This window comes from Stutzerimonas sp. LR2 (assembly GCF_055755175.1).
The window spans coordinates 595,776-621,457 of the sequence record NZ_JBVTRR010000003.1; the positions used below are offsets into that span (position 1 = coordinate 595,776).

General features: G+C 64.7%; 22 protein-coding genes. 17 read left to right on the forward strand and 5 right to left on the reverse strand.

The features are described from left to right. The first annotated feature begins 66 nt into the window (after positions 1-66). From ACVRRC_RS13710 to guaD, 6 genes are all read left to right on the forward strand, one after another. Positions 67-1,170 (forward strand): BMP family ABC transporter substrate-binding protein, encoded by a 1,104-nt coding sequence (locus tag ACVRRC_RS13710; protein ID WP_472997118.1) that lies wholly within the window; start codon positions 67-69, stop codon positions 1,168-1,170. Positions 1,171-1,309: 139 nt separating this feature from the next. Then, entirely contained in the window at positions 1,310-2,284 is a 975-nt protein-coding gene (locus ACVRRC_RS13715) for a 2-oxoglutarate and iron-dependent oxygenase domain-containing protein (RefSeq protein ID WP_472997119.1), read from the forward strand. A 161-nt stretch (positions 2,285-2,445) separates the two neighbouring features. Continuing rightward, positions 2,446-3,894: a xanthine dehydrogenase small subunit gene (gene xdhA, locus ACVRRC_RS13720; RefSeq protein WP_256043340.1), complete on the forward strand. Its 1,449-nt coding sequence runs from the start codon at positions 2,446-2,448 to the stop codon at positions 3,892-3,894. After that, entirely contained in the window at positions 3,887-6,283 is a 2,397-nt protein-coding gene (gene xdhB / locus ACVRRC_RS13725; RefSeq protein WP_472997120.1) for a xanthine dehydrogenase molybdopterin binding subunit, read from the forward strand. The genes xdhA and xdhB overlap by 8 nt, the downstream gene beginning before the upstream one ends. 101 nt (positions 6,284-6,384) lie before the next feature. Then, positions 6,385-7,245, forward strand: a complete 861-nt coding sequence (gene xdhC, locus ACVRRC_RS13730) for a xanthine dehydrogenase accessory protein XdhC (RefSeq protein WP_472997121.1) — start codon at positions 6,385-6,387, stop codon at positions 7,243-7,245. Positions 7,246-7,333: 88 nt separating this feature from the next. After that, on the forward strand, positions 7,334-8,641 hold the full coding sequence (gene guaD / locus ACVRRC_RS13735) for a guanine deaminase (protein WP_472997122.1): 1,308 nt from the start codon (positions 7,334-7,336) through the stop codon (positions 8,639-8,641). Here the strand turns inward: guaD and ACVRRC_RS13740 are convergent. The 4 genes from ACVRRC_RS13740 to ACVRRC_RS13755 all read right to left on the reverse strand — a co-directional run bounded on the left by ACVRRC_RS13740 (position 8,638) and on the right by ACVRRC_RS13755 (position 12,094). Continuing rightward, a complete protein-coding gene (locus tag ACVRRC_RS13740) occupies positions 8,638-9,510 on the reverse strand; it encodes a metal ABC transporter substrate-binding protein (RefSeq protein WP_472997123.1) in 873 nt (290 codons plus the stop codon). The genes guaD and ACVRRC_RS13740 overlap by 4 nt on opposite strands. A gap of 11 nt (positions 9,511-9,521) precedes the next feature. After that, a complete protein-coding gene (locus tag ACVRRC_RS13745; RefSeq protein ID WP_185749842.1) occupies positions 9,522-10,340 on the reverse strand; it encodes a metal ABC transporter permease in 819 nt (272 codons plus the stop codon). Between the two features lie 41 nt (positions 10,341-10,381). After that, positions 10,382-11,056, reverse strand: coding sequence for a metal ABC transporter ATP-binding protein (locus tag ACVRRC_RS13750; protein WP_472997124.1), 675 nt, complete (start codon positions 11,054-11,056; stop codon positions 10,382-10,384). A 282-nt stretch (positions 11,057-11,338) separates the two neighbouring features. Beyond that, positions 11,339-12,094 (reverse strand): GntR family transcriptional regulator, encoded by a 756-nt coding sequence (locus tag ACVRRC_RS13755; protein WP_011914179.1) that lies wholly within the window; start codon positions 12,092-12,094, stop codon positions 11,339-11,341. Positions 12,095-12,445: 351 nt separating this feature from the next. Here ACVRRC_RS13755 and ACVRRC_RS13760 point away from each other — a divergent pair, with 351 nt between their 5' ends. Further along, on the forward strand, positions 12,446-13,792 hold the full coding sequence (locus tag ACVRRC_RS13760) for an NCS2 family permease (RefSeq protein ID WP_026006664.1): 1,347 nt from the start codon (positions 12,446-12,448) through the stop codon (positions 13,790-13,792). A 63-nt stretch (positions 13,793-13,855) separates the two neighbouring features. Continuing rightward, positions 13,856-14,482 (forward strand): LysE family translocator, encoded by a 627-nt coding sequence (locus ACVRRC_RS13765; RefSeq protein WP_019406763.1) that lies wholly within the window; start codon positions 13,856-13,858, stop codon positions 14,480-14,482. Positions 14,483-14,727: 245 nt separating this feature from the next. Here the strand turns inward: ACVRRC_RS13765 and uraH are convergent, their stop codons facing one another. Further along, on the reverse strand, positions 14,728-15,081 hold the full coding sequence (gene uraH, locus ACVRRC_RS13770; RefSeq protein WP_019406764.1) for a hydroxyisourate hydrolase: 354 nt from the start codon (positions 15,079-15,081) through the stop codon (positions 14,728-14,730). A gap of 281 nt (positions 15,082-15,362) precedes the next feature. On the opposite strand from uraH, the gene puuE reads away from it, so the two are divergent. The 9 genes from puuE (at position 15,363) to ACVRRC_RS13815 (ending at position 25,573) form a co-directional block, all read left to right on the forward strand. Beyond that, on the forward strand, positions 15,363-16,292 hold the full coding sequence (gene puuE, locus ACVRRC_RS13775; protein WP_019406765.1) for an allantoinase PuuE: 930 nt from the start codon (positions 15,363-15,365) through the stop codon (positions 16,290-16,292). Further along, positions 16,292-16,807 (forward strand): 2-oxo-4-hydroxy-4-carboxy-5-ureidoimidazoline decarboxylase, encoded by a 516-nt coding sequence (gene uraD, locus ACVRRC_RS13780; RefSeq protein WP_472997126.1) that lies wholly within the window; start codon positions 16,292-16,294, stop codon positions 16,805-16,807. The genes puuE and uraD overlap by 1 nt, the downstream gene beginning before the upstream one ends. A 75-nt stretch (positions 16,808-16,882) precedes the next feature. After that, a complete protein-coding gene (gene alc / locus ACVRRC_RS13785; RefSeq protein ID WP_472997127.1) occupies positions 16,883-17,878 on the forward strand; it encodes an allantoicase in 996 nt (331 codons plus the stop codon). Between the two features lie 99 nt (positions 17,879-17,977). Further along, the gene (locus tag ACVRRC_RS13790) at positions 17,978-18,490 is read left to right on the forward strand and encodes an ureidoglycolate lyase (protein ID WP_011914187.1); all 513 of its coding nucleotides are present in this window, start codon (positions 17,978-17,980) and stop codon (positions 18,488-18,490) included. Between the two features lie 83 nt (positions 18,491-18,573). Continuing rightward, entirely contained in the window at positions 18,574-19,803 is a 1,230-nt protein-coding gene (locus ACVRRC_RS13795) for a urate hydroxylase PuuD (protein ID WP_020307060.1), read from the forward strand. A gap of 144 nt (positions 19,804-19,947) precedes the next feature. Further along, positions 19,948-21,288 carry a nucleobase:cation symporter-2 family protein gene (locus ACVRRC_RS13800; RefSeq protein WP_014597440.1) on the forward strand — a complete coding sequence of 447 codons (1,341 nt, stop codon included), beginning with the start codon at positions 19,948-19,950 and terminating at the stop codon, positions 21,286-21,288. A gap of 134 nt (positions 21,289-21,422) precedes the next feature. Continuing rightward, a complete protein-coding gene (locus tag ACVRRC_RS13805) occupies positions 21,423-22,973 on the forward strand; it encodes a cation:proton antiporter family protein (protein ID WP_079328741.1) in 1,551 nt (516 codons plus the stop codon). Positions 22,974-23,151: 178 nt separating this feature from the next. Beyond that, entirely contained in the window at positions 23,152-24,660 is a 1,509-nt protein-coding gene (locus ACVRRC_RS13810; RefSeq protein ID WP_230387504.1) for a uracil-xanthine permease family protein, read from the forward strand. A gap of 85 nt (positions 24,661-24,745) precedes the next feature. Then, positions 24,746-25,573: an outer membrane protein OmpK gene (locus tag ACVRRC_RS13815; RefSeq protein ID WP_014597443.1), complete on the forward strand. Its 828-nt coding sequence runs from the start codon at positions 24,746-24,748 to the stop codon at positions 25,571-25,573. Positions 25,574-25,682 lie beyond the last annotated feature (109 nt).

The following is a 25,682-nucleotide window of genomic DNA, read 5'->3' on the forward strand; positions in this document are numbered from 1 at the left end:
CTTTTTGCTAACCAGCTATCAGCCAACACAGGCTCTGTAGCTAGACAAACAGGAGCGTCACCCGCCATGCAGAACAACTCACGGAAAACCCTGCTGCGCGCCCTTGCCGCAGCGATCGGCTTCAGCGCCGCTCTCACCACGGCCGCCGCTTCGGCCGCCGCTTCGGCCGCCGATCCGCTGAAGGTCGGCTTCGTCTATATCGGCCCGATCGGCGACCATGGCTGGACCTACCAGCATGAGCAGGGTCGCAAGTACATGGAAGAGCAGCTGGGCGACAAGGTGAAGACCAGCTTCGTCGAGAACGTGCCGGAAGGCGCCGATGCCGAGCGGGTTATCCGCAACATGGCCAAGAGCGACTATGACCTGATCTTCACCACCTCCTTCGGCTACATGAACCCCACGCTGAAGGTCGCCAAGCAGTTCCCCAAGGTCACCTTCGAGCATGCCACCGGTTACAAGCAGGCGAAGAACGTCGGCACCTATCTGACCCGTTCCTATGAAGGCCGCTACGTCGGCGGCTTCCTCGCGGCGAAGATGACCAAGACCAAGAAGGTCGGCTACATCGCGTCCTTCCCGATTCCGGAAGTGATCCGCGACATCAATGCCATCCAGCTGGCGCTGGACAAGTACAACCCTGGCACCGAGATCAAGGTGGTGTGGGTCAACACCTGGTTCGATCCGGGCAAGGAAGCCGATGCCGCCAACGCGCTGATCGACCAGGGCGTGGACGTGATCTTCCAGCACACCGACAGCCCGGCACCGATCCAGGCCGCCGAGCGCCGTGGCGTCTATTCCGTCGGTTACGCGTCGGACATGCAGCACTTCGGGCCGAAGGCCGTGCTGACTTCCATCGTCAACGACTGGGGCCCGCACTACACCAAGTCTGCCGAAGCGGTAATGGCCGGCAACTGGAAATCCGAGGATTTCTGGGGCGGGCTGGCGCAGGACAGCATCAGCCTGCCGATCAGCGATCTGGTGCCTGCTGACGTGAAGGCCGAGGCCGAGCAGATCATCGCCCGCATCAAGAGCGGTGAATTCCATCCGTTCACCGGTCCGATCAAGGATCAGGCTGGCGAAGTGCGCATCGCCGAGGGCGAGACCGCCAGCATCAAGGACCTCGCCTCGATGAATTACTACGTCCAGGGCGTCAAGGCTGAAATGCCGAAGTAAGCGTCACCTGCGCCGGCCCGAGCGGCGCACTGCGGAATCTCGCGTGCCGTCCCGCCTCCGGGCGAACCGCACGCAGGGGGCATTGCCCTCGAAGGCCGCCGGTACGAGAAGACCGGCGGCGCCGTACCCGGAGTCAGCCATGAACTCACTGCCCATCATCGATATTTCCCCGCTCTATAACGCCGACGAGGCCGGCCATCTGGCCGTCGCCGAGGCCATCGACCGCGCCTGCCGCGAGTGGGGCTTCTTCTATATCAAGGGTCATCCGATCAGCGCCGAGCGCATCGCCACCCTCACCGGCCATGCCAAGCGTTTCTTTGCCCTGCCCGCCGACGAAAAGCTGAAGATCGACATCACCAAGAGCCAGCACCACCGCGGCTACGGTGCCGTCGCCACCGAGCAGCTGGACCCGAGCCAGCCGTGCGACCTCAAGGAAACCTTCGACATGGGTTTCCATATGCCTGCCGATCATCCGGAGGTACTGGCCGGCAAACCGCTGCGCGGGCCCAACCGTCATCCGCTGCAGATCGAAGGCTGGACCGAGCTGATGGAAGGGCACTACCGCGACATGCAGGACCTTGCCTGCACGCTTCTGCGTGCCATCGCACTCGCCCTGGGCATCGAGCGGGACTTCTTCGACAAGCGCTTCGTCGAGCCCATCAGCGTGTTTCGCATGATCCACTACCCGCCCCGGCAGACCGCCACCAGCGCCGATCAGCAAGGCGCCGGCGCGCACACCGATTACGGCTGCGTCACCCTGCTCTATCAGGACCAGGCCGGCGGCCTGCAGGTGCAGAACGTCAAGGGCGAGTGGATCGACGCACCGCCCATCGAGGGCACCTACGTGGTCAACATCGGCGACATGATGGCGCGCTGGAGCAACGACCGTTACAAGTCGACGCCCCATCGCGTGATCAGCCCGCTGGGCGTGGACCGCTACTCCATGCCGTTCTTCGCCGAGCCGCATCCGGATACCGAGATCGCCTGCCTGCCCGGTTGCTACGACGAAACCAACCCGCCGAAATACCCGAGCACCACCTGCAGCCGGTACATGCTCTCGCGCTTCGCCGAGACCTATGCCTACCGACGGCAGGGCGAGGCCGAACCCGTCTGAACGGGCTTTAATTGCAGTATGCAAACAGGGGCGAGCGCATCGATATGCCTCGCCCGATCTGCGCGCGTCTGCCGCATTGACTTTTGAGTCAGGAATTAGTTGACCGAAAAGTCAGATAGCGATAGTTTGCGTGTCAGAACAACAACAGCGGAGGCTTCGCCTTGATCCAGTTTCTTCTCAATCGAGAACTGCGCAGCGAGCGCGCACTCGATCCCAATACCACGGTGCTGCAGTATCTGCGCGAGTATCGTGGCAAGACCGGAACCAAGGAGGGCTGCGCCTCCGGTGACTGTGGCGCCTGTACCGTAGTGGTCGGCGAACTGGTGGGCGAGCGCCTGCGCTATCGCACCCTCAACTCGTGCCTGACTTTCGTCTCCGCGCTGCACGGCAAGCAGTTGATCAGCGTCGAAGACCTCAAGGACCAGGGCCGGCTGCACAGCGTCCAGCAGGCGATGGTCGACTGCCACGGCTCGCAATGCGGTTTCTGTACCCCCGGATTCGTCATGAGCCTGTTCGCCCTGCAGAAGAACGCCGGCGCGGTCAATGAATACGATCCGCACCAGGCCCACGAAGCCCTGGCCGGCAACCTCTGCCGCTGCACCGGCTACCGGCCGATCCTCGAAGCCGCCGAACAGGCCTGCTGTGCCAAGCAGCCGGACCAGTTCGATGCCCGCGAAGCCGAGACCATCGCCCAGCTCAAGGCCATCGCCCCGCGTGAAATGGCCGAGCTCAGCGACGGCGAAAAGCGTTGCCTGTCGCCGCTGACCGTCGCCGAACTGGCCGAGGTCTACGCCGCCAATCCCGACGCACGGCTGCTTGCTGGCGGCACCGACCTGGCACTGGAGGTCACCCAGTTCCATCGCGAGCTGCCGGTGATGATCCATGTCGGTCAGATCACCGAGATGAAGCAGGTCCAGATCGCCGACCGCCATATCGAGATTGGTGCAGCCGCCCCGCTGACCGACTGTTACGCCGCGCTGGCCGCCGAGTACCCGGATTTCGGCGAGCTGCTGCAGCGCTTCGCCTCGCTGCAGATCCGCAACCAGGGCACGCTCGGTGGCAACATCGGCAACGCCTCGCCGATCGGCGACTCGCCGCCGCTGCTGATCGCCCTGGGTGCCGACGTTGTCCTGCGCAAGGGCGCCAGCAGCCGCACCCTGCCGCTCGAGGATTACTTCATCGACTACAAGGTCACCGCGCGCCAGCCCGGGGAATTCATCGAGAAGGTGCGGGTGCCGCGCGCCACGCCGGATCGCCTGTTCCGCGCCTATAAGGTTTCCAAGCGTCTGGACGACGACATTTCCGCCGTCTGCGCCGCCTTCGAACTCAGAATCCTTGACGGCGTGATCGACGAAGCGCGCGTCGCCTTTGGCGGCATGGCCGCCATCCCGAAGCGCGCCATGAATTGCGAACGTACGCTGATCGGCGCCGCGTTCGATACCGAGACGCTTGAGCGGGCCTGCACGGCGCTCGAAAAGGACTTCACACCGCTCACCGACTTCCGTGCCAGCCGCGAATACCGCCTGCTGGTCGCACAGAACCTGCTACGCAAATGCTTCGTCGAACAGCACGCGCCAAAGACCGAGACGAGGGTGACCGCTTATGTCTAACCACAGCCCTGTACGCACTCAAGACGAAATCGCCGCCCTTTTCACCGCGGACCTAGTCACCGGCGTCGGTCGCAGCGTAAAGCATGACAGCGCGCCCAAGCATGTCTCGGGCGAGGCGGTGTACGTCGACGACCGCCTGGAGTTTCCCAATCAGCTGCACGTCTACGCCCGCATGAGCGAGCGCGCCCACGCCCGCATCGTCAACATCGATACCAGCCCCTGCTACCAGATTCCGGGCGTGGCCATCGCCATCACGGCGAAGGACGTGCCGGGCCAGCTGGACATCGGTGCCGTGATGCCCGGCGACCCGCTGCTGGCCGACGGCAAGGTCGAGTTCATCGGCCAGCCGGTGATCGCCGTGGCTGCCGACAGCCTGGAAACCGCACGCAAGGCGGCGATGGCCGCGATCATCGACTACGAGGATCTGGAGCCGGTGCTCGACGTGGTCGAGGCGCTGCACAAGAAGCACTTCGTGCTCGACAGCCACACCCACAAGCGCGGCGACTCGGCCACCGCCCTGGCCAGCGCGCCGCGTCGGCTGCAGGGTTCGCTGCACATCGGCGGGCAGGAGCACTTCTACCTGGAGACACAGGTGTCCTCGGTCATGCCCACCGAAGATGGCGGCATGATCGTCTACACCTCGACGCAGAACCCCACCGAGGTGCAGAAGCTGGTGGCCGAAGTGCTCGGCGTACCGATGAACAAGATCGTCATCGACATGCGCCGCATGGGCGGTGGCTTCGGCGGCAAGGAAACCCAGGCCGCGGGACCTGCGTGCCTGTGCGCGGTGATCGCGCACCTCACCGGTCGGCCGACCAAGATGCGCCTGCCGCGCATGGAAGACATGACCATGACCGGCAAACGCCACCCGTTCTACGTCGAGTACGACGTCGGCTTCGACGATGACGGTCTGCTGCACGGCATCGAGATCGATCTCGCCGGTAACTGCGGCTACTCACCGGACCTTTCCGGCTCGATCGTCGACCGCGCCATGTTCCACTCCGACAACGCCTACTACCTGGGCGACGCCACCATCAATGGCCATCGCTGCAAGACCAACCTCGCCTCTAACACCGCCTACCGCGGCTTCGGCGGCCCACAGGGCATGGTCGCCATCGAGGAAATCATGGACGCGGTGGCCCGCGAGCTGGGCAAGGACCCGCTCGAGGTGCGCAAGCGCAACTACTACGGCAAGACCGAGCGCAACGTCACCCACTACTACCAGACCGTCGAGCACAACATGCTCGAGGAGATGACCGCCGAGCTGGAAGCCAGCAGCGACTATGCAAAGCGACGCGAAGATATCCGCGCGTTCAATGCCGCGAGCCCGATCCTGAAGAAGGGCCTGGCGCTGACGCCGGTGAAGTTCGGCATCAGCTTCACCGCCAGCTTCCTCAACCAGGCCGGCGCGCTGGTGCACGTCTACACCGACGGCAGCATCCACCTGAACCACGGTGGCACCGAGATGGGCCAGGGTCTGAACACCAAGGTCGCGCAGGTGGTGGCCGAGGTGTTCCAAGTGGATATCGAGCGCATCCAGATCACCGCCACCAACACCGACAAGGTGCCCAACACCTCGCCGACGGCGGCCTCCAGCGGCGCCGACCTCAACGGCAAGGCGGCGCAGAATGCGGCACAGACCATCAAGCAGCGGCTGGTGGAGTTCGCCGCGCGCAAGTGGCAGATCTTCGAGGAAGACGTCGAGTTCAAGAACGGCCAGGTGCGCCTGCGCGACCACTACATCAGCTTCGAGGAGCTGATCCAGCAGGCCTATTTCGGCCAGGTCTCGCTGTCGTCCACCGGCTTCTACCGCACGCCGAAGATCTACTACGACCGCAGTCACGCACGCGGGCGGCCATTCTACTACTTCGCCTATGGCGCGGCCTGCTCGGAAGTGATCGTCGATACCCTGACCGGCGAATACAAGATGCTGCGCAGCGACATCCTGCATGACGTCGGCGCCTCGCTGAACCCGGCCATCGACATCGGCCAGGTCGAGGGCGGCTTCGTCCAGGGCCTGGGCTGGCTGACCATGGAAGAGCTGGTCTGGAACGACAAGGGCAAGCTGATGACCAACGGCCCGGCCAGCTACAAGATCCCGGCGGTGGCGGACATGCCGCTGGATCTGCGGGTCAAGCTGGTGGAGAACCGCAAGAACCCCGAAGACACCGTGTTCCACTCCAAGGCCGTGGGCGAGCCGCCGTTCATGCTCGGCATCTCGGTCTGGTGCGCGATCAAGGATGCAGTGGCGAGCCTGGCCGACTACCGGGCGCAGCCGCAGATCGATGCTCCGGCGACCCCCGAGCGCGTGCTCTGGGGCGTGGAACAGATGCGCAGGTTGAAGCAGGCGGCGAGCAAGTCTGCGACAACGGAGACCACCCCGGCCTGACGCAGGGTGGACAACGCTGTGCTTGTCCACCGTTAGCGCAACACGAACGTCCCGGTGGCGACGCTTTGCACTCGCCACCGGGCGATACGAAGGACAGAACCATGAGCAACACGGCCTGGATCGAAGCACTTGCCGACCTGCAACAGCAAGACGAACCCTGCGTGCTGGTGACCATCATCGAGGAGCGCGGCTCGACGCCGCGCAATGCCGGCTCGAAGATGGTGGTCAGCCGTGAGCGCCTGTACGACACCATCGGCGGCGGCCACCTGGAGTACAAGGCCCAGCAGATCGCCCGCGAAATGCTGGAAAAGCGCAGCCGTGACACCCGCCTCGAGCGCTTCTCCCTCGGCGCCAGCCTCGGCCAGTGCTGCGGTGGCGCCACGGTGCTGCTGTTCGAGCCCATGGGCCAGCCGCAGGCGCATATCGCCGTGTTCGGTGCCGGGCATGTCGGGCGCGCGCTGGTGCCGCTGCTGGCCAGCCTGCCGTGCAAGGTGCGCTGGATCGATTCGCGCGATAACGAATTCCCCGCCGAGATTCCGCGCGGCGTGGAAAAGGTGGTCAACGACGATGTGGTCGAGGAAGTGGATAACATGCCCGCCGGCAGCTACTTCATCGTCATGACCCACAATCATCAGCTCGACCTGGAACTGACCGCCGCGATCCTTTCGCGCAACGATTTCACCTACTACGGACTGATCGGCTCCAAGAGCAAACGCGCCAGGTTCGAACACCGTCTGCGGGACCGCGGCTTCCAGCCGGAAACCGTACAGCGCATGCGCTGCCCGATGGGCATCGCCGAGGTGAAGGGCAAGCTGCCGGTGGAGATCGCCGTGTCCATCGCCGGCGAGGTGATCGCCACCTACAACGCGCATTTCGGTGAAAAGGGTGGGGAGAACGCCGAGGACGGTGAAAAGCCGGTACCGATGCTGGTCCCCGCTTCGCGCCGCGCCCAGACCAACTGACCACCCGACATTGTTGCAGGCACGCCCTTCGGCGGCGGCCTGCCCATGTCAACGCATCACCCTCATACAACGATTTTCGAGAGTCACCATGCCAAGCACCAAAGCCTACCGTGCCGCCCTGCTCCACTGCCTCGCCGACCCGCGCGAAGTGGGCATCGAGCAAGCCCATGAATACTTCGAGGACGGCCTGCTGGTCGTCGAGGACGGCAAGGTCGCGCGCATCGGCCACGCCGCCGAACTGCTGCCGACCCTGGCGGCCGGCACCGAGATTGTCGAATACCCGGACGCGCTGATCACTCCGGGTTTCGTCGACACCCATATCCACTACCCGCAGGTCGGCGTCATCGGCTCCTACGGCGCGCAGCTGCTGGATTGGCTGGAAACCTACACCTTTCCCAACGAGGGCCGCTTCAGCGACATGGCCCACGCCCGCGAGCAGGCCGAGCTGTTTCTCGGCGAGCTGCTGCGCAACGGCACCACCACCGCGCTGGTGTTCGGCACGGTGCACAAGCAGTCGGTGGACGCCTTCTTCGAGGCCTGCGAGAAGCGCAATCTGCGGATGATCGCCGGCAAGGTGCTGATGGACCGCAACGCCCCGGAGTTCCTCACCGACACCGCCGAGTCCGGCTACGCCGACAGCCGCGAGCTGATCGAGCGCTGGCACGGCAAGGGCCGTCTGCATTACGCCGTCACCCCGCGTTTCGCCCCGACCAGCACGCCAGAGCAGCTCACCCTGGCCGGCAAGCTGTTCGCGGAATTCCCTGACCTGTACATGCACACCCACATCTCCGAGAACAAGCAGGAGGTCGAGTGGGTCAAGGAGCTGTTCCCCGAGCGCAAGGGCTATCTGGACGTCTACGACCACCACGGCCTGATCGGCCCGCGCTCGGTGTTCGCCCACGGCATCCACCTGTGCGACGACGAGTGCAAACGCCTCGGTGAGACCGGCTCGGCGGTGTCGTTCTGTCCCACCTCCAACCTGTTCCTCGGCAGCGGCCTGTTTGACCTGGCCAAGGTGGAAGGCTTCGGTGTGCGCGTCGGCCTGGGCACCGACGTCGGCGGCGGCACCAGCTTCTCGCAGCTCGCCAGCCTCAACGAGGCGTACAAGGTGCTGCAGCTGCAGGGCCAGAAGCTCGACGGGTTCAAGGCACTCTATCTCGCCACCCTTGGCGGCGCGCGGGCGCTCTATCTAGACGACCGGATCGGCAACCTGCAGCCGGGCAAGGAGGCCGACTTCGTGGTGCTCGACTACAAGGCGACGCCGCTGATCGACTATCGCCTGAGCCAGGCGACGACCCTGCAGGAAAAGCTCTTCGCCCTGATGATCCTCGGCGACGACCGCGCGGTGAAGGAGACCTTCGCCGCCGGCGTCTCGGTGCATCGCAAGGCTGGCTAGGGCTGCAACGCCTGCATCAGCGTATCGAGGTTGTGCTCGAACATGCCGAGGTAGCTGCTGGCCGGGCCAGCGCTGGCCAGCGCATCGGAGTACAGGGTGCCGCCGACCGTGGCGCCCGCCTCTTCGGCGATCTGCTCGATGAGCCGCGGATCACGAATGTTCTCCACGAACACGGCCCTCACCCCTTCCTCGCGGAGCTGGCGGATCAACGCGGCCACGTCGGCGGCCGAGGGTTCGTCATGGGTCGACAGCCCCTGCGGCGCGATGAACTGGAGCTGCCAGGCCTGCCCCAGATAGCCGAAGGCGTCATGGCTGGTCACCACCTTGCGCTGGCTGGCCGGCAGGCTGCCGATACGGGTATCGGCCTTCTTCAGCAGCGCGTGTAGCCGGCTCAGGTAGGCGTCACGACGCCGCTCATAGTCGTTGCGATGCGCCGGATCGAGCGCCACGAGCGCCTTGGCGATATTGCGCACGTAGATTTCGGCATTGGTCAGGCTCTGCCACGCATGAGGGTCAGGCACCGCCTCGCCCTCCTCTTCCAGCATCAGAGGCACGACACCCGCACTGGCAGCGATCCGCTTGGCCGCAGGCTCGCTGCTGGCCAGCAGGCGCTCCAGCCAGGGTTCGAAGCCCAGCCCGTTGGCGATGATCAGGTCGGCGCGGAGCAAGGCCTGGGCATCATCCGGGCTGGGTTCATAAAGGTGCGCGTCGGCGTCGGGACCGACCAGATTGGTCAGTTCGATATGCTCGCCACCGACCTCCCGGGTCATGTCGGCAAGGATGCTGAAGCTGGTCACGACGCTGATCTTTTCGGCCGCCTGCAGGGAAAGGGGCAGCCAGAGGGCCAACAACAGAAACAGGTAACGCATGGGTTGATACCTCAGACGGTCTGGATTGAAGCGCGCGAACGCAGCAGGCCATATACCGGACCCGCAACGACTGAAATCAGGTAGAACGCCCCGGCGAGCAGGACGATGCACGGCCCGCTGGGCAGGTTGGCGTAGAACGACAGCAGCAGCCCCAGCCATACGCACAGGGCGCCCAGCAGCGCAGCCAGCGGCAACAGGACGGGCAGGCGTCGGCTCCAGAAGCGCGCGGCCGCAGCCGGCAGCATCATCAGCCCCACCACCATCAGCGCACCGATGGCCTGGAAGCCGATCACCAGGTTGAGCACCACCAGTGTCAGAAATCCCGCATGGGCGAGTGGCCCGATTCGGCTGACGCTGCGCAGGAACAACGGGTCCAGGCTGTCCAGCGCCAGGGCGCGGTAGATCAGTGCCAGCACCAGCAGGCTGAACGCCGCCGTGGCGAGCATGCCGCTGAGGGTGTCGGCGTCCACGGCCAGCGCGGAGCCAAACAGCAAGTGCAAGAGGTCGAGCTTGCGTCCCGCCAGGCCGAGCAGCAGCACGCCGCTGGCCAGCGAAATGGGATAAAGCGCGGCGAGGCTGGCGTCTTCACGCAAGCCGGTACGGCGGCTGACCCAGGCCGCTGCGCCGGCCATGCCGAGCCCGGCGGTCAGCCCACCGAGCGTCAGTGCAGGCAGGCTGAGACCGAACAGCCAGAATGCCAGCGCCGCACCCGGCAGGATGCCGTGGGCGATGGCATCGCCGATCAGACTCATCCGCCGCAGGATCAGGAAGACACCCAGCGGCGCCGCGCTGCAGGCCAGCGCCACGCCGCCGAGCAGCGCGCGGCGCATGAAGGCGAACTCGGCAAACGGGCTCCAGAGCAGATCGGCCGTCACGCCACTCGCCCGAGCGGATCACGATCGAGTAGCTGATCGATCGGCGCTGCGACGCAGCCGCTGCGCGCGATACGCAGTGCGTTGCAGCGCTTCTCCCGAAGGCGGTCGAGGTTGTGGCTGACCAGCACCAGCGTTCTGCCTTGTTGCTGCCAGCGTCGGAGGTGCTGCCAGAGCAGATCGAGACCGGTCTCGTCGAGTGCCGCCTCGGGTTCATCGAGCAGCAGTACCTGCGCATCGGTCAGGCTCATCCGGGCCAGCAGCGCCCGCTGCAGTTCCCCACCAGACAGCGCGTGCAGGCCCTGGGTCTGCAGATCGAGCAAGCCCCAATCGGCCAGTACCTGACGTAGCCGAGCCTGGCGTTCGCTACGGCCGAGCCGGCTGCCCCAGAAACCGCCCCTGACCAGCTCCAGCAGACGTATCGGAAACTGCCGGTCGATCTGTTGCTGCTGCGGCAGATAGACCACACCGCCTGGACGCGCCACGCTCATTCGAATGTGACCGGCCAGGGGGCGATCCAAACCGGCCAATACCCTGAGCAGGCCGCTCTTGCCCGAACCATTGCTGCCGATCACCGCGGTCAGGCTGCCGGCCGCTAGCTTGAGGTTCAACGGCGGCGTGAGGGCCCGCCCGCCGGCGCCCCACTGCAACTCTCGACATTCGATCACGATCAAGAAACTCCATCTCCGCACCGCTCGAAAAGCGGTGTCAGCAACCAAATCAATAAAAGTTATAACATAACATTTACCAGCAGGCACAGCGCGGTAGCAGAGCGGTAGCAGAGCGGTAGCAGAGCGGTAGCAGAGCGGTAGCAGAGCGGTTCAATAGGCATGAGATAGATCAGCCGGCGGCGGCTGAAGGCTGACGCTACCGCTGCGATGCCGCACCGACACAGGAAAGATGGCGAGGCCAGCGGGATACGCGCGCTGCCGCCTGCAACGGCAGCGCGAATGAGGTCAGCGGGGCGTACGCGCCTTTTTCTTCATCAAGGTCAGATGCGAGAACACCGCGTGCAGGTCGTTCGAGGCACTGTCTTCCTCGAGGTTGAGCTTGCTGTCGATGTGATCCATGTGATGCATCATCAGGTGCACGGCCTTGTCGGCGTCGCGCGCGGCTATGGCATCGATCAGCTCATTGTGTTCGTCATAGGAGCAATGCGAGCGACTGGCCCCTTCGTACTGCGCGATGATCAGCGAAGTCTGCGACACCAGGCTGCGCTGGAAGCTCACCAGTGGCGCGTTCTTCGCCGCCTCCGCCAGCTTGAGGTGGAACTCGCCTGACAGACGGATGCCGGCGCCGCGATCGCCGCGGGCGAAGCAGTCGCGCTCGTCGATGACCATTTGCCGCAGCTCGGCCAGTTGCGCGTCACTGGCGTGCTGCACGGCCAGTTCGGTAATGGCCTTTTCCACCAATCGACGGGCGAAGAAGATCTGCCGTGCCTCCTCGACGCTCGGGCTCGCCACCACCGCGCCGCGATTGGGGCGCAGCAACACCACGCCCTCATGAGCCAGCCTCGACAATGCGCGGCGGATGATGGTGCGGCTGACACCGAAGATCTCGCCCAGGGCCTCCTCGCTGAGCTTGGTACCAGGGGCCAGGCGTTGTTCGAGGATGGCATCGAAGATGTGCGCATAAACGATATCGTCCTGCGTCCCGGTGCGAGTCTTGCCGGTCTTGTTCGGCTTCTTCAGGGGCTGCAACTGTTCGTTCATCGATGGCTCGCAAGTGAAGTGTCGGCAAGGCCGAACTTTACTGCGTTCGCGGCTTCACTGGCAGTCGTCGGACGAACAAAACGAGCAAAAACATCGTTGCGCTTGTGCACAATCAATTTCCTACCATTCTGTCTCCCAATCACCGCCATATCCGCGATGTGCGCCACGCAAGCCAGCTCCCGTGACAAGCGAGGGCGATTTAGTGTTTGCAATTCTTGTATACAAAAGCATAATCCGGACAGCCCTTCCTGACCTTTCGGTCAACTAACAGAACGAAGGGCACACCATCACCCGCCCCTCGGGAGTGTCGTGCTCCGGGTGATCGACAACAAGAACGATGAGGAAAGCCCAGTGGAAAGCATCAAGCGCAAGCCCCAGGCAGCACCCTTGCAACGCACCGCCCCCGGCTGGCTGGACCGGCTATTCAAGCTCAGCGAACACCGCACCAGCATCCGTACCGAACTGCTCGCCGGCCTGACGACCTTCGTCACCATGGCCTACATCATCTTCGTCAACCCGAACATCATGGCCGACGCCGGCATCGACCACGGCGCCGCCTTCGTCGCGACCTGCATCGGTGCGGCGCTCGGCTGCCTGTTGATGGGCCTGTACGCGAACTGGCCGGTGGGCCTGGCACCAGGCATGGGCCTGAACGCCTTCTTCACCTACACGGTCGTCGGCGAGATGGGCTACAGCTGGCAGATCGCCCTGGGTGCGGTGTTCATCTCCGGCGTGCTGTTCATGATCATGAGCCTGTCGCGCATCCGCGAATGGTTGCTCAACAGCATCCCCATGAGCCTGCGTTTCGCCATGGGCGCGGGGGTCGGCCTGTTCCTCGGGCTGATCGGCCTGAAGACCGCCGGCATCGTGGTCGACAGCCCGGCCACCCTGCTGACCATGGGCTCGTTCGGCGAACCCACCGCCCTGCTCGCCGCGGTGTGCTTCCTGATGATCGCGGTGCTCAGCCACCGCAACGTCTTCGGCGCGATCCTGCTGAGCATGCTGGCGGTCACCGGTATCGGCTGGGCCTTGGGGCTGGTGGAGTACAACGGCCTGGTATCGATGCCGCCGAGCCTGGCGCCGACCTGGCTGGCGATGGACATCGCCGGCGCGCTCAACGTGGCGATGGTCAGCGTGATCCTGGCCTTCCTCTTCGTGAACATGTTCGACACCGCCGGCACCCTGATGGGCGTCGCCCATCGTGCCAACCTGGTGAACGAGGACGGCAAGATCGAGAACCTGTCCCGCGCGCTGAAGGCCGACAGCAGTTCCAGCGTGGTCGGCGCCTTCGTCGGCTGTCCGCCGGTGACCAGCTACGTGGAAAGCGCCTCGGGCGTCGCCGCCGGCGGCCGCACCGGGCTGACCGCCGTGACCGTCGGCGTGCTGTTCCTGATCGCCATGTTCTTCGCCCCGCTAGCCGGCATGATTCCCGCCTACGCCACCGCCGGCGCGCTGATCTACGTGGCGATGCTGATGATGAGCGGGCTGGCCAACATCGACTGGAAGGACCACACCGACACCATCCCGGCCATCGTGACCGTGGTGATGATGCCGCTGACCTTCTCCATCGCCAACGGCATCGCCCTGGGTTTCTTGACCTACGCAACGCTCAAGCTGTTGACTGGCCAGCGCGACAAGGTCTCCATCAGCCTCTACGTGCTGTGCGTGATCTTCATCGCCAAGTTCGCGTTTCTCTGAACGAGGCGCGCCTCACCGCCCCGTCGCATGCGGCGGGGCTTTTTCATTTCTCAGGAGACTGTAATGAGTCTGGAAACATGGTTGTTGTATGCGAGTGCCGCGCTGGTGGTGATCCTCATCCCCGGGCCGCTGTCGCTGTTGATGATCAGCAACAGCCTGAACTACGGAGTGCGCCGCTCCTGGCCAGCCTTTCTCGGCGGCGTAACCGCTTCCATCGCCCTGCTCAGCGCCTCGGCATTGGGGCTTGGTGCGCTGTTGATGGCCTCGGAGCGCCTGTTCAGCGCGCTCAAGCTGATCGGTGCGCTGTACCTGTTCTACCTCGCCTGGCAGAGCTGGCAGGCGGCACGTCAGGCACCGGCTGCCCGCGAGATCGAAAGCCCTGCCCTCGCCCCGCGTTTCAGTCGGCTGTTCGGCCGAGCGTTCATTCTGGGGGGCAGCAACCCGAAGGACATGCTCTTCTTCGCCGCTTTCCTGCCGCAGTTTCTCAACGCGGGGCAACCGTTGCTGCCGCAGCTGCTGGTGATGACCCTGACCTGGGCGGTACTGGATCTCTGCTGCAAGCTGGCCTATGGGCTGGGCGCGCGGGGCGCGGCGCGCTATCTGCGCACCGGGAAAGGGCATGCGTGGTTCAACCGGACCAGCGCGGCACTGTTTGGAGGCGCGGGAGCGGCGTCCTTGATGAGTCGGTGACTCGGCTGGCGTTGGCAGCGCCGGCTCGCGACCTGACGGAGGGCAACACGCCTGCCGCGGTGCAACCTGCAGTCCGTCCCGAGAAACGCGCGGCGCATCCGTACCGCCCCCTTCGCGGTCCACGCCACCCGACGCAGGTGCCGCAGACGGCTCTTGTCACGCGCTTCGACTCTCACCAATAAAAAGCCCGCCATTACGGCGGGCAAAAGGGACTCCAGAAGAGTCAGCACTGAACAAACGTCGCTTCAGCTACCCCGGTAGGTCGAATAGCTGTACGGCGAAATCAGCAGCGGCACGTGATAGTGATCCTGCCCGGCGTCGATGCCGAAGCGCAGCACCACCTCGTCGAGGAACGCCGGCGTCCCCAGCGTCACACCGCGACCACGGTAGTAGTCGCCAGCGTGGAAATGCAGCTGATAGACCCCGGACCGGTAGTCCGCGCCGTCCAGCAACGGGCTGTCGCAGCGGCCATCGGCGTTGGTCTCACGCGTGGCGACCAGCGTCAGGCCCTGATCTTCTACGCGATACAGCTCCACCTTGATTCCGCTGCCCGGGCAACCGTGGGCGGCATCGAGTACGTGTGTGGTCAAACGGCCCACGGGCACCTCCGCTCTGTTGAATGGAAACTGACCCGGAGCATAGCCAGCGCGAACAACAGACTCAAGACAATTTGTAGATATTTTTGTACACAGTTTCAGAGACACGCAGTTGGCCCGTTCTCTGCAGATACCGCCTGTCGTGGCGGCCTGCTCGAAAACCGCCGACCGCAGCGCTTCACGGCAGGCGCTACGAAAAAGCTATTTACAAGCCACGCATCGACTTGTATACAATCTGGCCATCCGGTCGTTACATCACGACCCGCCACACAGGAAGCAGCCCAGTGAGCGCCGACTACCCACGCGACTTGATCGGTTACGCCAGCAACCCGCCCCATCCGCAATGGCCGGGCGACGCCCGTATCGCCCTGTCCTTCGTGCTGAACTACGAGGAAGGCGGCGAGCGCAGCGTGCTGCATGGCGACAAGGAATCCGAAGCCTTTCTCTCCGAGATGGTCGCGGCGCAACCCCTGCAGGGCGTACGCAACATGAGCATGGAGTCGCTCTATGAGTACGGCAGCCGCGCCGGCGTCTGGCGCCTGCTCAAGCTGTTCAAGCGCCACGACATTCCGCTGACGATCTTCGCCGTGGCCATGGCCGCGCAGCGCCATCCGGAGGTCATCAAGGCCATGGTCGCCGACGGCCACGAAATCTGCAGCCACGGTTATCGCTGGATCGACTACCAGTACATGGATGAGGCCCAGGAGCGTGAACACATGCTCGAGGCCATCCGTATTCTCACGGAACTCACCGGCGAGCGCCCGCTGGGCTGGTACACCGGCCGCACCAGCCCCAACACTCGGCGTCTGGTGCGCGAGGACGGCGGCTTCCTCTACGACTCGGACACCTACGATGACGACCTGCCCTACTGGGACCCGGAGTCCACGCCGGTCAAGCCGCACCTGGTGATCCCCTATACGCTGGACACCAACGACATGCGCTTCACCCAAGTGCAGGGCTTCAACAAGGGTGACGACTTCTACCAGTACCTGAAGGACGCCTTCGACGTGCTCTATGCGGAAGGCTGCGAAGGTGCGCCGAAAATGCTGTCCATCGGCATGCATTGCCGCCTGCTGGGTCGCCCCGCTCGTCTGGCCGCGCTGCAGCGCTTCGTCGAATACGCCAAGGGGCATGACAAGGTCTGGTTTGCCCGCCGCGTCGATATCGCCCGCCACTGGCACGCCACTCACCCCATGACCGCGGAGCGCAATTGATGACCCCGTTCAAGACGATCAAGCCCTCGACCCTCGACCGCGATGCCTTTGTCGCCGCCTTCGCCGATGTCTACGAGCATTCGCCCTGGGTCGCCGAGACGATCTACGGCGCCGGCGTCGACGAGACGCTGGACTACGTCGAGGTGATGCACACCCGCCTGTCCCAGGCGATGCTCGCCGCCGACCACGACACCCAGCTCGCGCTGGTCAATGCGCACCCGGATCTGGCCGGCAAGGCGGCTGTGCGCGGCGAGCTGACTGCCGCCAGCACCTCCGAACAGGCAGGCGCCGGCATCCATGAGTGCACACCGGAAGAGTTCGCCCGTTTCACCGAACTCAACGACGCCTACAAGGCGAAATTCGGCTTCCCCTTCATCATGGCGGTCAAGGGCAGCAACCGGCACCAGATCCTCGCCGCGTTCGAGGAGCGCATCCACAACAGCCCGGAACAGGAATTCGCCCGGGCACTGGCGGAAATCAACAAGATCGCCCTGTTCCGCCTGCAGGCCATGTAGCCGGAAAGGGACCGGCAACACCGCACTACAGGCTGCAAGGGCAGAACGCTCCACTCCATTTCAAGGCAGATCGCGATGAAAGCTTACGCCGTACCCTTCGAGAAATACGTCAACCTGGCCGACGCACGCCTGGGCAGCCGCGCCATTTCCGTCACCGACGACTGGTTCGCCGACGTCAACCGGCTGTTCCAGCCCACGCCGGCCATATGGAAGGAAGGCGTATTCGATGACAACGGCAAGTGGATGGACGGCTGGGAGTCGCGCCGCAAGCGTTTCGAAGGTTACGACCATGCGGTGATCCGCCTCGGCGTACCGGGCTGGATCAAGGGCGTGGATATCGACACCAGCTTCTTCACCGGCAACTACCCGCCGTCTGCCTCGCTGGAAGCCTGCTTCGTCTCCGATGGCGACCCGAGCGACGCGACCGTCTGGACCGAAATCCTTCCGGCCGTGGAGCTTAAGGGCAACAGCCACCACTACCATGAGATCGCCTTCGACAAGCCGGTCAGTCACCTGCGCTTCAACATCTACCCGGACGGCGGCGTCGCCCGCCTGCGCGTGCACGGCATCCCGTACCGCGACTGGAGCAGCGTCAGCGACAACGAGCAGGTCGACCTGGCGGCCGCCCTCAATGGCGGCCGCGCACTGGCCTGCTCGGACGAGCACTTCGGGCGCATGAGCAACATCCTCAACCCGAACCGCGGCGAGAACATGGGTGACGGCTGGGAAACCGCCCGCCGCCGCACCCCTGGCAATGACTGGGTGATCGTCGCCCTCGGCCACCCGGGCGAGATCGAGCGCATCGTCGTCGATACGCTGCACTTCAAGGGCAACTACCCCGACAGCTGCTCGATCCAGGCGGCCTACGTGAAGGGCGGCACCGACAGCCAGATCGAAACGCAGAGCCTGTTCTGGCGCGAACTGCTGCCCAGCCAGAAGCTCTCCATGCACGCCGAGCACGAGTTCAGTGAGCAGATCGCCAAGCTCGGCCCGGTGACCCACGTACGCCTGAACATCTTTCCGGACGGCGGCGTCAGCCGGCTACGGCTGTTTGGCAAGGTGGTGAAGTAAGGAGCGGGACTCAGCCCCTCACCCGAACCCTCTCCCTTCGGGTGAGGGCGCGGGCTCCAGCGAACAATGAAAAGCATCCACTAACTGAACGAGCAAACCATGCGCACCCTGACCATCGAGCCACTGACCAAGGAAGCCTTCGCCCCCTTCGGCGACGTCATCGAAACCGAAGGCAGCGACTACTTCATGATCAACAACGGCTCGACCCGCCGCTATCACAAGCTGGCCACGGTCGAGACCGCCGCGCCCGAGGACCAGGCGATCATCAGCATCTTCGCCGCCGAGGCGCTCGAGATGCCGCTGGTCATCCGCATGCTGGAACGTCATCCGCTGGGCAGCCAGGCCTTCATCCCGCTGCTCGGCCATCCCTTTCTGGTCGTGGTCGCGCCACTTGGCGATGCACCTGTACCGGGCCACGTCCGCGCCTTCCGCAGCAACGGCAGGCAGGGCGTCAATTACCACCGCGGCGTCTGGCACCACCCGGTGCTGACGATCGAAAAGCGGGATGAATTCCTGGTGGTCGATCGCAGCGGTTCTGGCAACAACTGCGACGAGTACTTCTTCACGGAGGATCAGCAACTCCTCCTCGACCCCCAACAGGTTTCGCGCTGAGCCCAACCGCGCGCGGTGACTCGGACCGATACCCATAAGAAGAAAGGACGGCGGCTACAGCCGCCGTGCAAGAGGTAATCAACGTGGACGCACATCTGACCGAATGGCTGAACCTGGGAATTCGCTGGATACACATGATCGTCGGCATCGCCTGGATCGGTGCCTCCTTCTATTTCGTCTGGCTGGAAAACAACCTCAACCGCAGCAACCCCCGCGAAGGGCTGTCGGGGGACCTATGGGCCATCCATGGCGGTGGCATCTATCACCTGGAGAAATACAAGCTCGCGCCCCCACAGATGCCGGAGAACCTGCACTGGTTCAAGTGGGAGGCCTATACCACCTGGCTGTCGGGCGTGGCCCTGCTGATGGTGGTCTATTACCTCAACCCGGGCCTGTACCTGATCGCCCCCGGTAGCGACCTGTCGCCAGCGGCGGCGGTGCTCATCGGTTTCGGCTCGCTGATCGTCGGCTGGTTCGTCTACGACCTGCTCTGCGACTCGCCGCTGGGCAAGACGCCCGCGCTGCTGGGCCTGGTGCTGTTCGTGCTGGTGATCGCCGCATGCTGGGGCTATTCGCAGATCTTCAGCGGCCGTGCCGCGTACATCCATACCGGCGCGCTGATCGGCACCATCATGGTCGGCAACGTGTTCCGCATCATCATGCCGGCGCAGCGCGCTCTGGTCGCCGCCATCGAGCAGAACCGCACGCCCGACCCGGTGTTGCCGGCCAAGGGTCTGCTGCGTTCGCGGCACAACAACTACTTCACCCTGCCGGTGCTGTTCATCATGATCAGCAACCATTTCCCGAGCACCTACGGCAGCCAGTACAACTGGCTGATCCTCGCCGCCCTGGGTGCGCTGTCGGTACTGGCTCGCCACTATTTCAACACCCGCCACGACAGCAACCGCTTCGCCTGGGCGCTGCCGGCCGCCGCGGTGGGGATGATCTGCCTGGCCTTCGTCACTTCGCCGAACCGCCCGAGCAGCACGCCGAACCTGACTGCCACCACGCCCGAGCAGGCCAGCGCCGCCGCCCAGGCCCATGGCGATGCGCCACGCTTCAGCGAGATCAATGAAGTGATCGAGCAGCGCTGCACCGTCTGTCATTCGGCCAATCCGAGCAGCCCGATGTTCTCCAGCGCACCGGCCGGGGTGATGTTCGACACGCCCGAGCAGATCCGCCAGCAGGCCGCGAAGATCCACGCGCAAACGGTAGCGAGCCAGATCATGCCGCTCGGCAACATCACCCAGATGACCCAGGAAGAGCGTGACCTGCTCGGCGCCTGGATCGCCAAGGGCGCACCGACCAACTGAGCCCACCCCCAGCCGCACGCCTGGCGTGCGGCTTTCTTGCAATGACGTTTCACTGCCGGGCAAGTCCCGGTGCAGGCCATACCGGCCCCTCCGTGCAGGGGGCTGTCGCGACAATCAATAACAAACGCGCCCGAGGTATCTTGCATGAACGACCTGAACGCCCGCCCCGCCGGGACGACCCGGCTGCCCTGGCTGCAGCAATTGCTGGTGAGCCTGCAGCATGTGCTGCTGATGTACGGCGGTGCCGTCGCCGTACCGCTGATCGTCGGCCAGGCGGCCGGGCTGTCCCGCGATGAAATCGCCTTTCTGATCAATGCCGACCTGCTGGTCGCCGGCATCGCCACACTGGTGCAGTCGCTGGGCATCGGGCCGATGGGCATTCGCATGCCGGTGATGATGGGCGCCAGTTTCGCCGCGGTGAGCAGCATGGTGGTCATGGCCGGCATGCCAGGGGTCGGCATGACCGGCATCTTCGGCGCGACCATCGCCGCCGGCGCCTTCGGCCTGCTGATCGCCCCCTTCGTCTGCCGCATCGTGCGCTTCTTCCCGCCACTGGTGACCGGCACCGTGATCACCGCCATCGGCCTGTCGCTGTTTCCGGTAGCGGTGAACTGGGCCGGTGGTGGCAGCACCACCAGCCAGTTCGGCGCGGTGCACTATCTCGGCATCGCCGCCGCGGTGCTGGCCACCATTCTGCTGGTCAACCGCTTCCTGCGCGGTTTCTGGGTCAACGTTTCGGTGCTGATCGGCATGGGGCTGGGTTACGCCCTGGCCGGCGCGCTGGGCATGGTGGACCTTTCCGGCATGGCGGCAGCGCCGGTAGTGCAGGTGGTGACGCCCAACCACTTCGGCACGCCGACCTTCTCGCTGGCACCGATCCTCTCGATGTGCCTGGTGGTGGTGATCATCTTCGTAGAGTCGGCGGGCATGTTTCTCGCCCTCGGACGGATCACCGGCGAAACGGTCGACCCCAAGCGCCTGCGCCGCGGGCTTCTGTGCGATGCAGGCGCGACCTTTCTGGCCGGCTTCATGAATACCTTCACCCACTCGTCCTTCGCGCAGAACATCGGCCTGGTGCAGATGACCGGCGTGCGCAGCCGCCACGTCACGGCCATCGCCGGACTGATCCTGATCGCCCTGAGCCTGCTGCCCAAGGCCGCCTTCCTGGTCGCCTCGATCCCGGCCGCGGTGCTCGGTGGCGCGGGCCTGGCGATGTTCGGCATGGTTGCGGCCACCGGTATCAAGATCCTGCAGGAAGCGGACATCGCCGACCGCCGCAACCAGCTCCTGGTAGCGGTGAGCATCGGCCTGGGCATGATTCCGGTGGTGCGCCCCGAGTTCTTCGCCCAGCTGCCGCACTGGCTGGAGCCGATCACCCACAGCGGCATCGCCCTGGCGACGCTGAGCGCGGTGACCCTCAACCTGCTGTTCAACGTGCTCGGTGGCCCCGAGCGCGAGGCGCTGACCGGCGGCGCCCACGCCTGAACCGACGCGGCGGCCATACCGGCCGCCCTCCTCTCCGCCCGTTTCTCGCCCTTCCCAGCCCCGCTTAAGCTGCCTCGACAACCGGCTACAGCCCGTTACAATGCCGCGCCCTCCCCTTGCCGGACGCCGCCCCCGTGATTGAAGCCAGCTGGATTGCCTTCGCCTTCGCCCTCGGCCTGCTTGCCCGCTTCATCGGCCTGCCGCCACTGATCGGCTACCTGGGCGCCGGCTTCGCCCTTGCCGCAGCGGGCGACTATGTGGGCGTGACCCGTGCCGACAGCATCATCCTCGATCACCTGTCGCACCTGGGCGTGCTCCTGCTGCTGTTCACCGTGGGGCTCAAGCTCAAGCTCGGCAACCTGGTGCGCCGGGAAGTCATTGGCGGCAGTCTGCTGCATTTCCTGATCTCCAGCGTGCTGGTGCTGCCGGCCATCATGCTGATCCTCGACAGCGACTGGCGCGAAGCGATGCTGCTGGCCATCGCCCTGTCGTTCTCCAGTACCGTGCTGGCGGCCAAGGTGCTGGAAAGCAAGCGCGAGCTGCGCGCCTTCCATGGCCGCGTCGCCATCGGCGTGCTGATCATCCAGGACCTCATCGCTCTGGTGGTGATGAGCCTGGCAGCCGGCAAGATGCCGTCCGCCTGGGCGCTGCTGGTGTTTCTCCTGCCGCTGCTGCGGCCGGTGCTGTTCCGCCTGCTCGATCACAGCGGCCACGAGGAGCTGATGGTCCTGCTCGGCCTGATGCTGGCGCTGGTCGCCGGCGGACTCGGCTTCGAGTACGTGGGCTTGAGTTCCGAACTGGGTGCCCTGGCCTTCGGCGCCATGCTCGCCAAGCACAAGCGCGCCGGCGAGCTGTCCAACTCGTTGTGGGCGATCAAGGAAGTGTTCCTGGTGGGCTTCTTCCTCAAGATCGGCATCGGCGGCCTGCCGGACGCCGACGCCCTCTGGTTCGCCTTCGCCATGGCCTTGCTGCTGCCGCTCAAGGCGGTGCTGTTCTTCGGGCTGTTCATCGCCTTCCGTCTGCGCGCGCGCAGCGCCTTTCTCAGCGCCGCCAGCCTGACCAACTACAGCGAGTTCGGCCTGATCGTGGCCAGCGTGGTGTTGCCGCAGTGGCTGATGCCGCTGGCGATCACGGTGGCGCTGTCGTTCATCATCTCGGCGCAGATCAACCGCGTTGCCCACCCGCTATACGAGCGGCTGGCGCCGCGACTGATCCGCTGCGAGCGCAACATCCGTCACCCGGACGAGCAACCGGTGTCGCTGGGCGATGCGCAGATCCTGATCATGGGCATGGGCCGCACCGGCCGCGCCGCCTACGACCACCTGAGTGCCAAGGGCTATCGCCTGGTCAGCCTCGACTCCGACCCGGTGATGGTCGAGCGCAATACCGCCGAGGGCCGCCGCATCCTGTTCGCCGACGCCGAAGACCAGATGTTCTGGCAGAGCCTGGAAATGAACGACGTCAAGGCGGTGATCCTGGCGATGAACGATCCCGAGGCCAAGATCATCTCCACCCGCAAGCTGCGTGAGAGCGGCTTTGGCGGGTTGATCGTCTCCCATGCGATGTACGAAGACATCGCCCAGCGCATCCAGGAAGCCGGCGCGGATCGCACTTACCTGACCATGAGCGAGGCCGGTGCCGGCCTGGCGGAGAACGTGGCGCGGGAGCTGCAACCCGACCGCTGAGACGGGTGCGACCATCCGTCATCTTGTACACAATGCATAAATTTATTGTTCCAACGCCTGTCCACAGATTGCTATAGTCAGGTCACTCCGACGCCAGCCCTACAGCCGGTGACGCGGAGAGAGGTGCCGTGACCCTCGAAAGCCCATGACCGTACAACAACAAATGGCAGGCTTGACCATGACCGCAACCGATTCGAGCAGCGGCAGCGCCACTGCACCCCAGCAGGATCTCATCTACGGGCTGGACGATCGCCCGGCCCCACTCCCGGCACTCTTCGCGGCGCTGCAGCACGTGCTGGCGAGTTTCGTCGGCGTCATCACCCCCACCCTCATCGTCGGCAGTGCCCTGGGCCTGGGTGCCTACGTGCCCTATCTGGTCAGCATGGCGCTGTTCGTTTCCGGCCTCGGCACCTTCGTCCAGGCCAAGCGCATCGGTCCGATCGGCTCCGGGCTGCTCTGCCTGCAGGGCACCAGCTTCGGCTTTCTCAGCGCCATCCTCAGCGCCGGCTTCATCGTCAAGGCGCGCGGCGGCACACCGGAGGAAATTCTCGCCACGCTGTTCGGCGTGAGCTTCTGCGCAGCCTTCGTCGAGATCGCCTTCAGCCAGTGCATCAACAAGCTGCGCCGGGTGATCACGCCGGTGGTGACCGGCACCATCATCTGCCTGATGGGCCTGTCGCTGATCAAGGTGGCGATGACCGACATCGCCGGCGGCTATGGCGCCCCCGATCTCGGCGCCCTGCCGAACCTGGCCCTGGCGGGGCTGGTGATCGGCATCATCGTGGTGCTCAACCGCTTCCCCTGGCCGGTGCTGCGGCTGTCCGCGGTGATCGTCGCGCTGTCCATCGGCTACGCCGTGGCGCTGGCGATGGGCAAGGTGGATCTGTCCGGCCTCGCCGAGCTGCCGCTGGTGAGCGTGCCGCAGCCATTCCGCTTCGGCTTCGCCTTCGACTGGATGGCCTTCATTCCGATCGCCGTGATCTTCCTCATCACGCCGTTGGAAACCGCCGGCGATCTGACCGCCAACTCGATGATCTCCCGCCAGCCGGTGCGCGGCCCGCTGTATATGCGCCGCATCAAGTCCGGCATTCTTGCCGACGGCTGCGCCTCGGCCACCGCGGCGGTGTTCAACAGCCTGCCGATGACCACCTTCAGCCAGAACAACGGCGTGATCCAGCTGACCGGCGTGGCCAGCCGTCACGTGGGCTTCTACATCGCCGGGCTGCTGATCCTGCTGGGCCTGTTCCCGGTAGTCGGCGGCGTGCTGCAGGCGATGCCCAAGCCGGTGCTCGGCGGCGCCACGCTGATCATGTTTGGCACCGTGGCCATTGCCGGCATCAAGATCCTCGCCGAAGCCGGCCTGCATCGGCGCAACATGCTGATCGTGTCCATTTCCCTCGGCCTGGGCCTCGGCGTGGCCGGCGTGCCGGAAGTGCTGAGTGCGATGCCAGACGTGCTGAAGAACATCTTCGGCTCACCGATCACCATCGGTGCCTTCAGCGCCATCCTGCTCAATCTCTTCCTGCCCCGCGAGCCGAGCGAGATCGATGTGTTCGACCCCGACGAGCTGGTCGAGGATGCCGTCGGCACCAATACGCTGTCGGTGAACATCCCCGATTACCGCGAGCACGACGGCCACCGTCGCGACGCCTTGCCGCAACCAGCAGGCGCCGACTTCAAAGGCTGATCACGCCACTTCGTTACAAACCGTACGACCGGAGCAGTGCCGGTCGTGCGGCCCTGCCTATAACAAAAACACAAGGGAATATCCCATGCGACTGAAGACTGCTCCCTGCTGCCTGGCGCTCACCGGCGCCCTGCTGACGACCCCTGCCCTGGCAGCCGACCTGATGCTCTGGCAGAACAACAGCCTGACCTATCTGTACGGCAAGAACTTCGCTGTCGACTCGGGCGAGGACGGCCGCGAGGCCTCGATCCAGCAGACCATCACCTTCGAACACGCCAGCGGCTGGAGCTGGGGCGACATGTTCCTGTTCGTCGACCACAAGTGGTTCAACGGCCACTCGGGCAAGGACGGCCGGACTTACTACGGTGAGTTCAGCCCGCGGCTGTCGCTCGGGAAACTCACCGGCACGGACCTGTCGTTCGGGCCGGTGAAGGACGTGCTGATCTCGGCCACCTACGAGCGTGGCGAAAGCCTGGCCAACGGCACACCGAACCAGAACTACCTGCTCGGCCCAGCCGTCGACCTCAGGGTGCCGGGCTTCGACCGTTTCGCCATCAACACCTACTACCGCAAGCCCGACGGCGCCACCGGCAAGCCGAGTGGTCAGTGGCAGATCACCCCGACCTGGGCAATGACCATCCCGGTGGGCAAGTCCGACATCCTGTTCGACGGCTATATCGACTGGGTGGTGAACGACGCCGGCTCCAAGGCACGCGGCAACTACCTGGCGAAGAACTTCCACTTCAATCCGCAGGTGAAGTACGACCTGGGCAAGGCCTTGGACCACGAGGCCGGCCGGCTCTATGTGGGCATCGAATACGACTACTGGAGCAACAAGTACGGCATCGAGGACAGCAGCGTCTTCAACACCGACAACAACGTGGTCAACTTCATCGTCAAGGCCCACTTCTGACCAGACGCAAGCCGGCCCACCAGGCATGAACGCTGCAGATCGGGCCGGCAGCATCGCCGGCAATCGGCATACTGCGACGCCATGTCCGAGTCAATGCGGCTAATTCAGC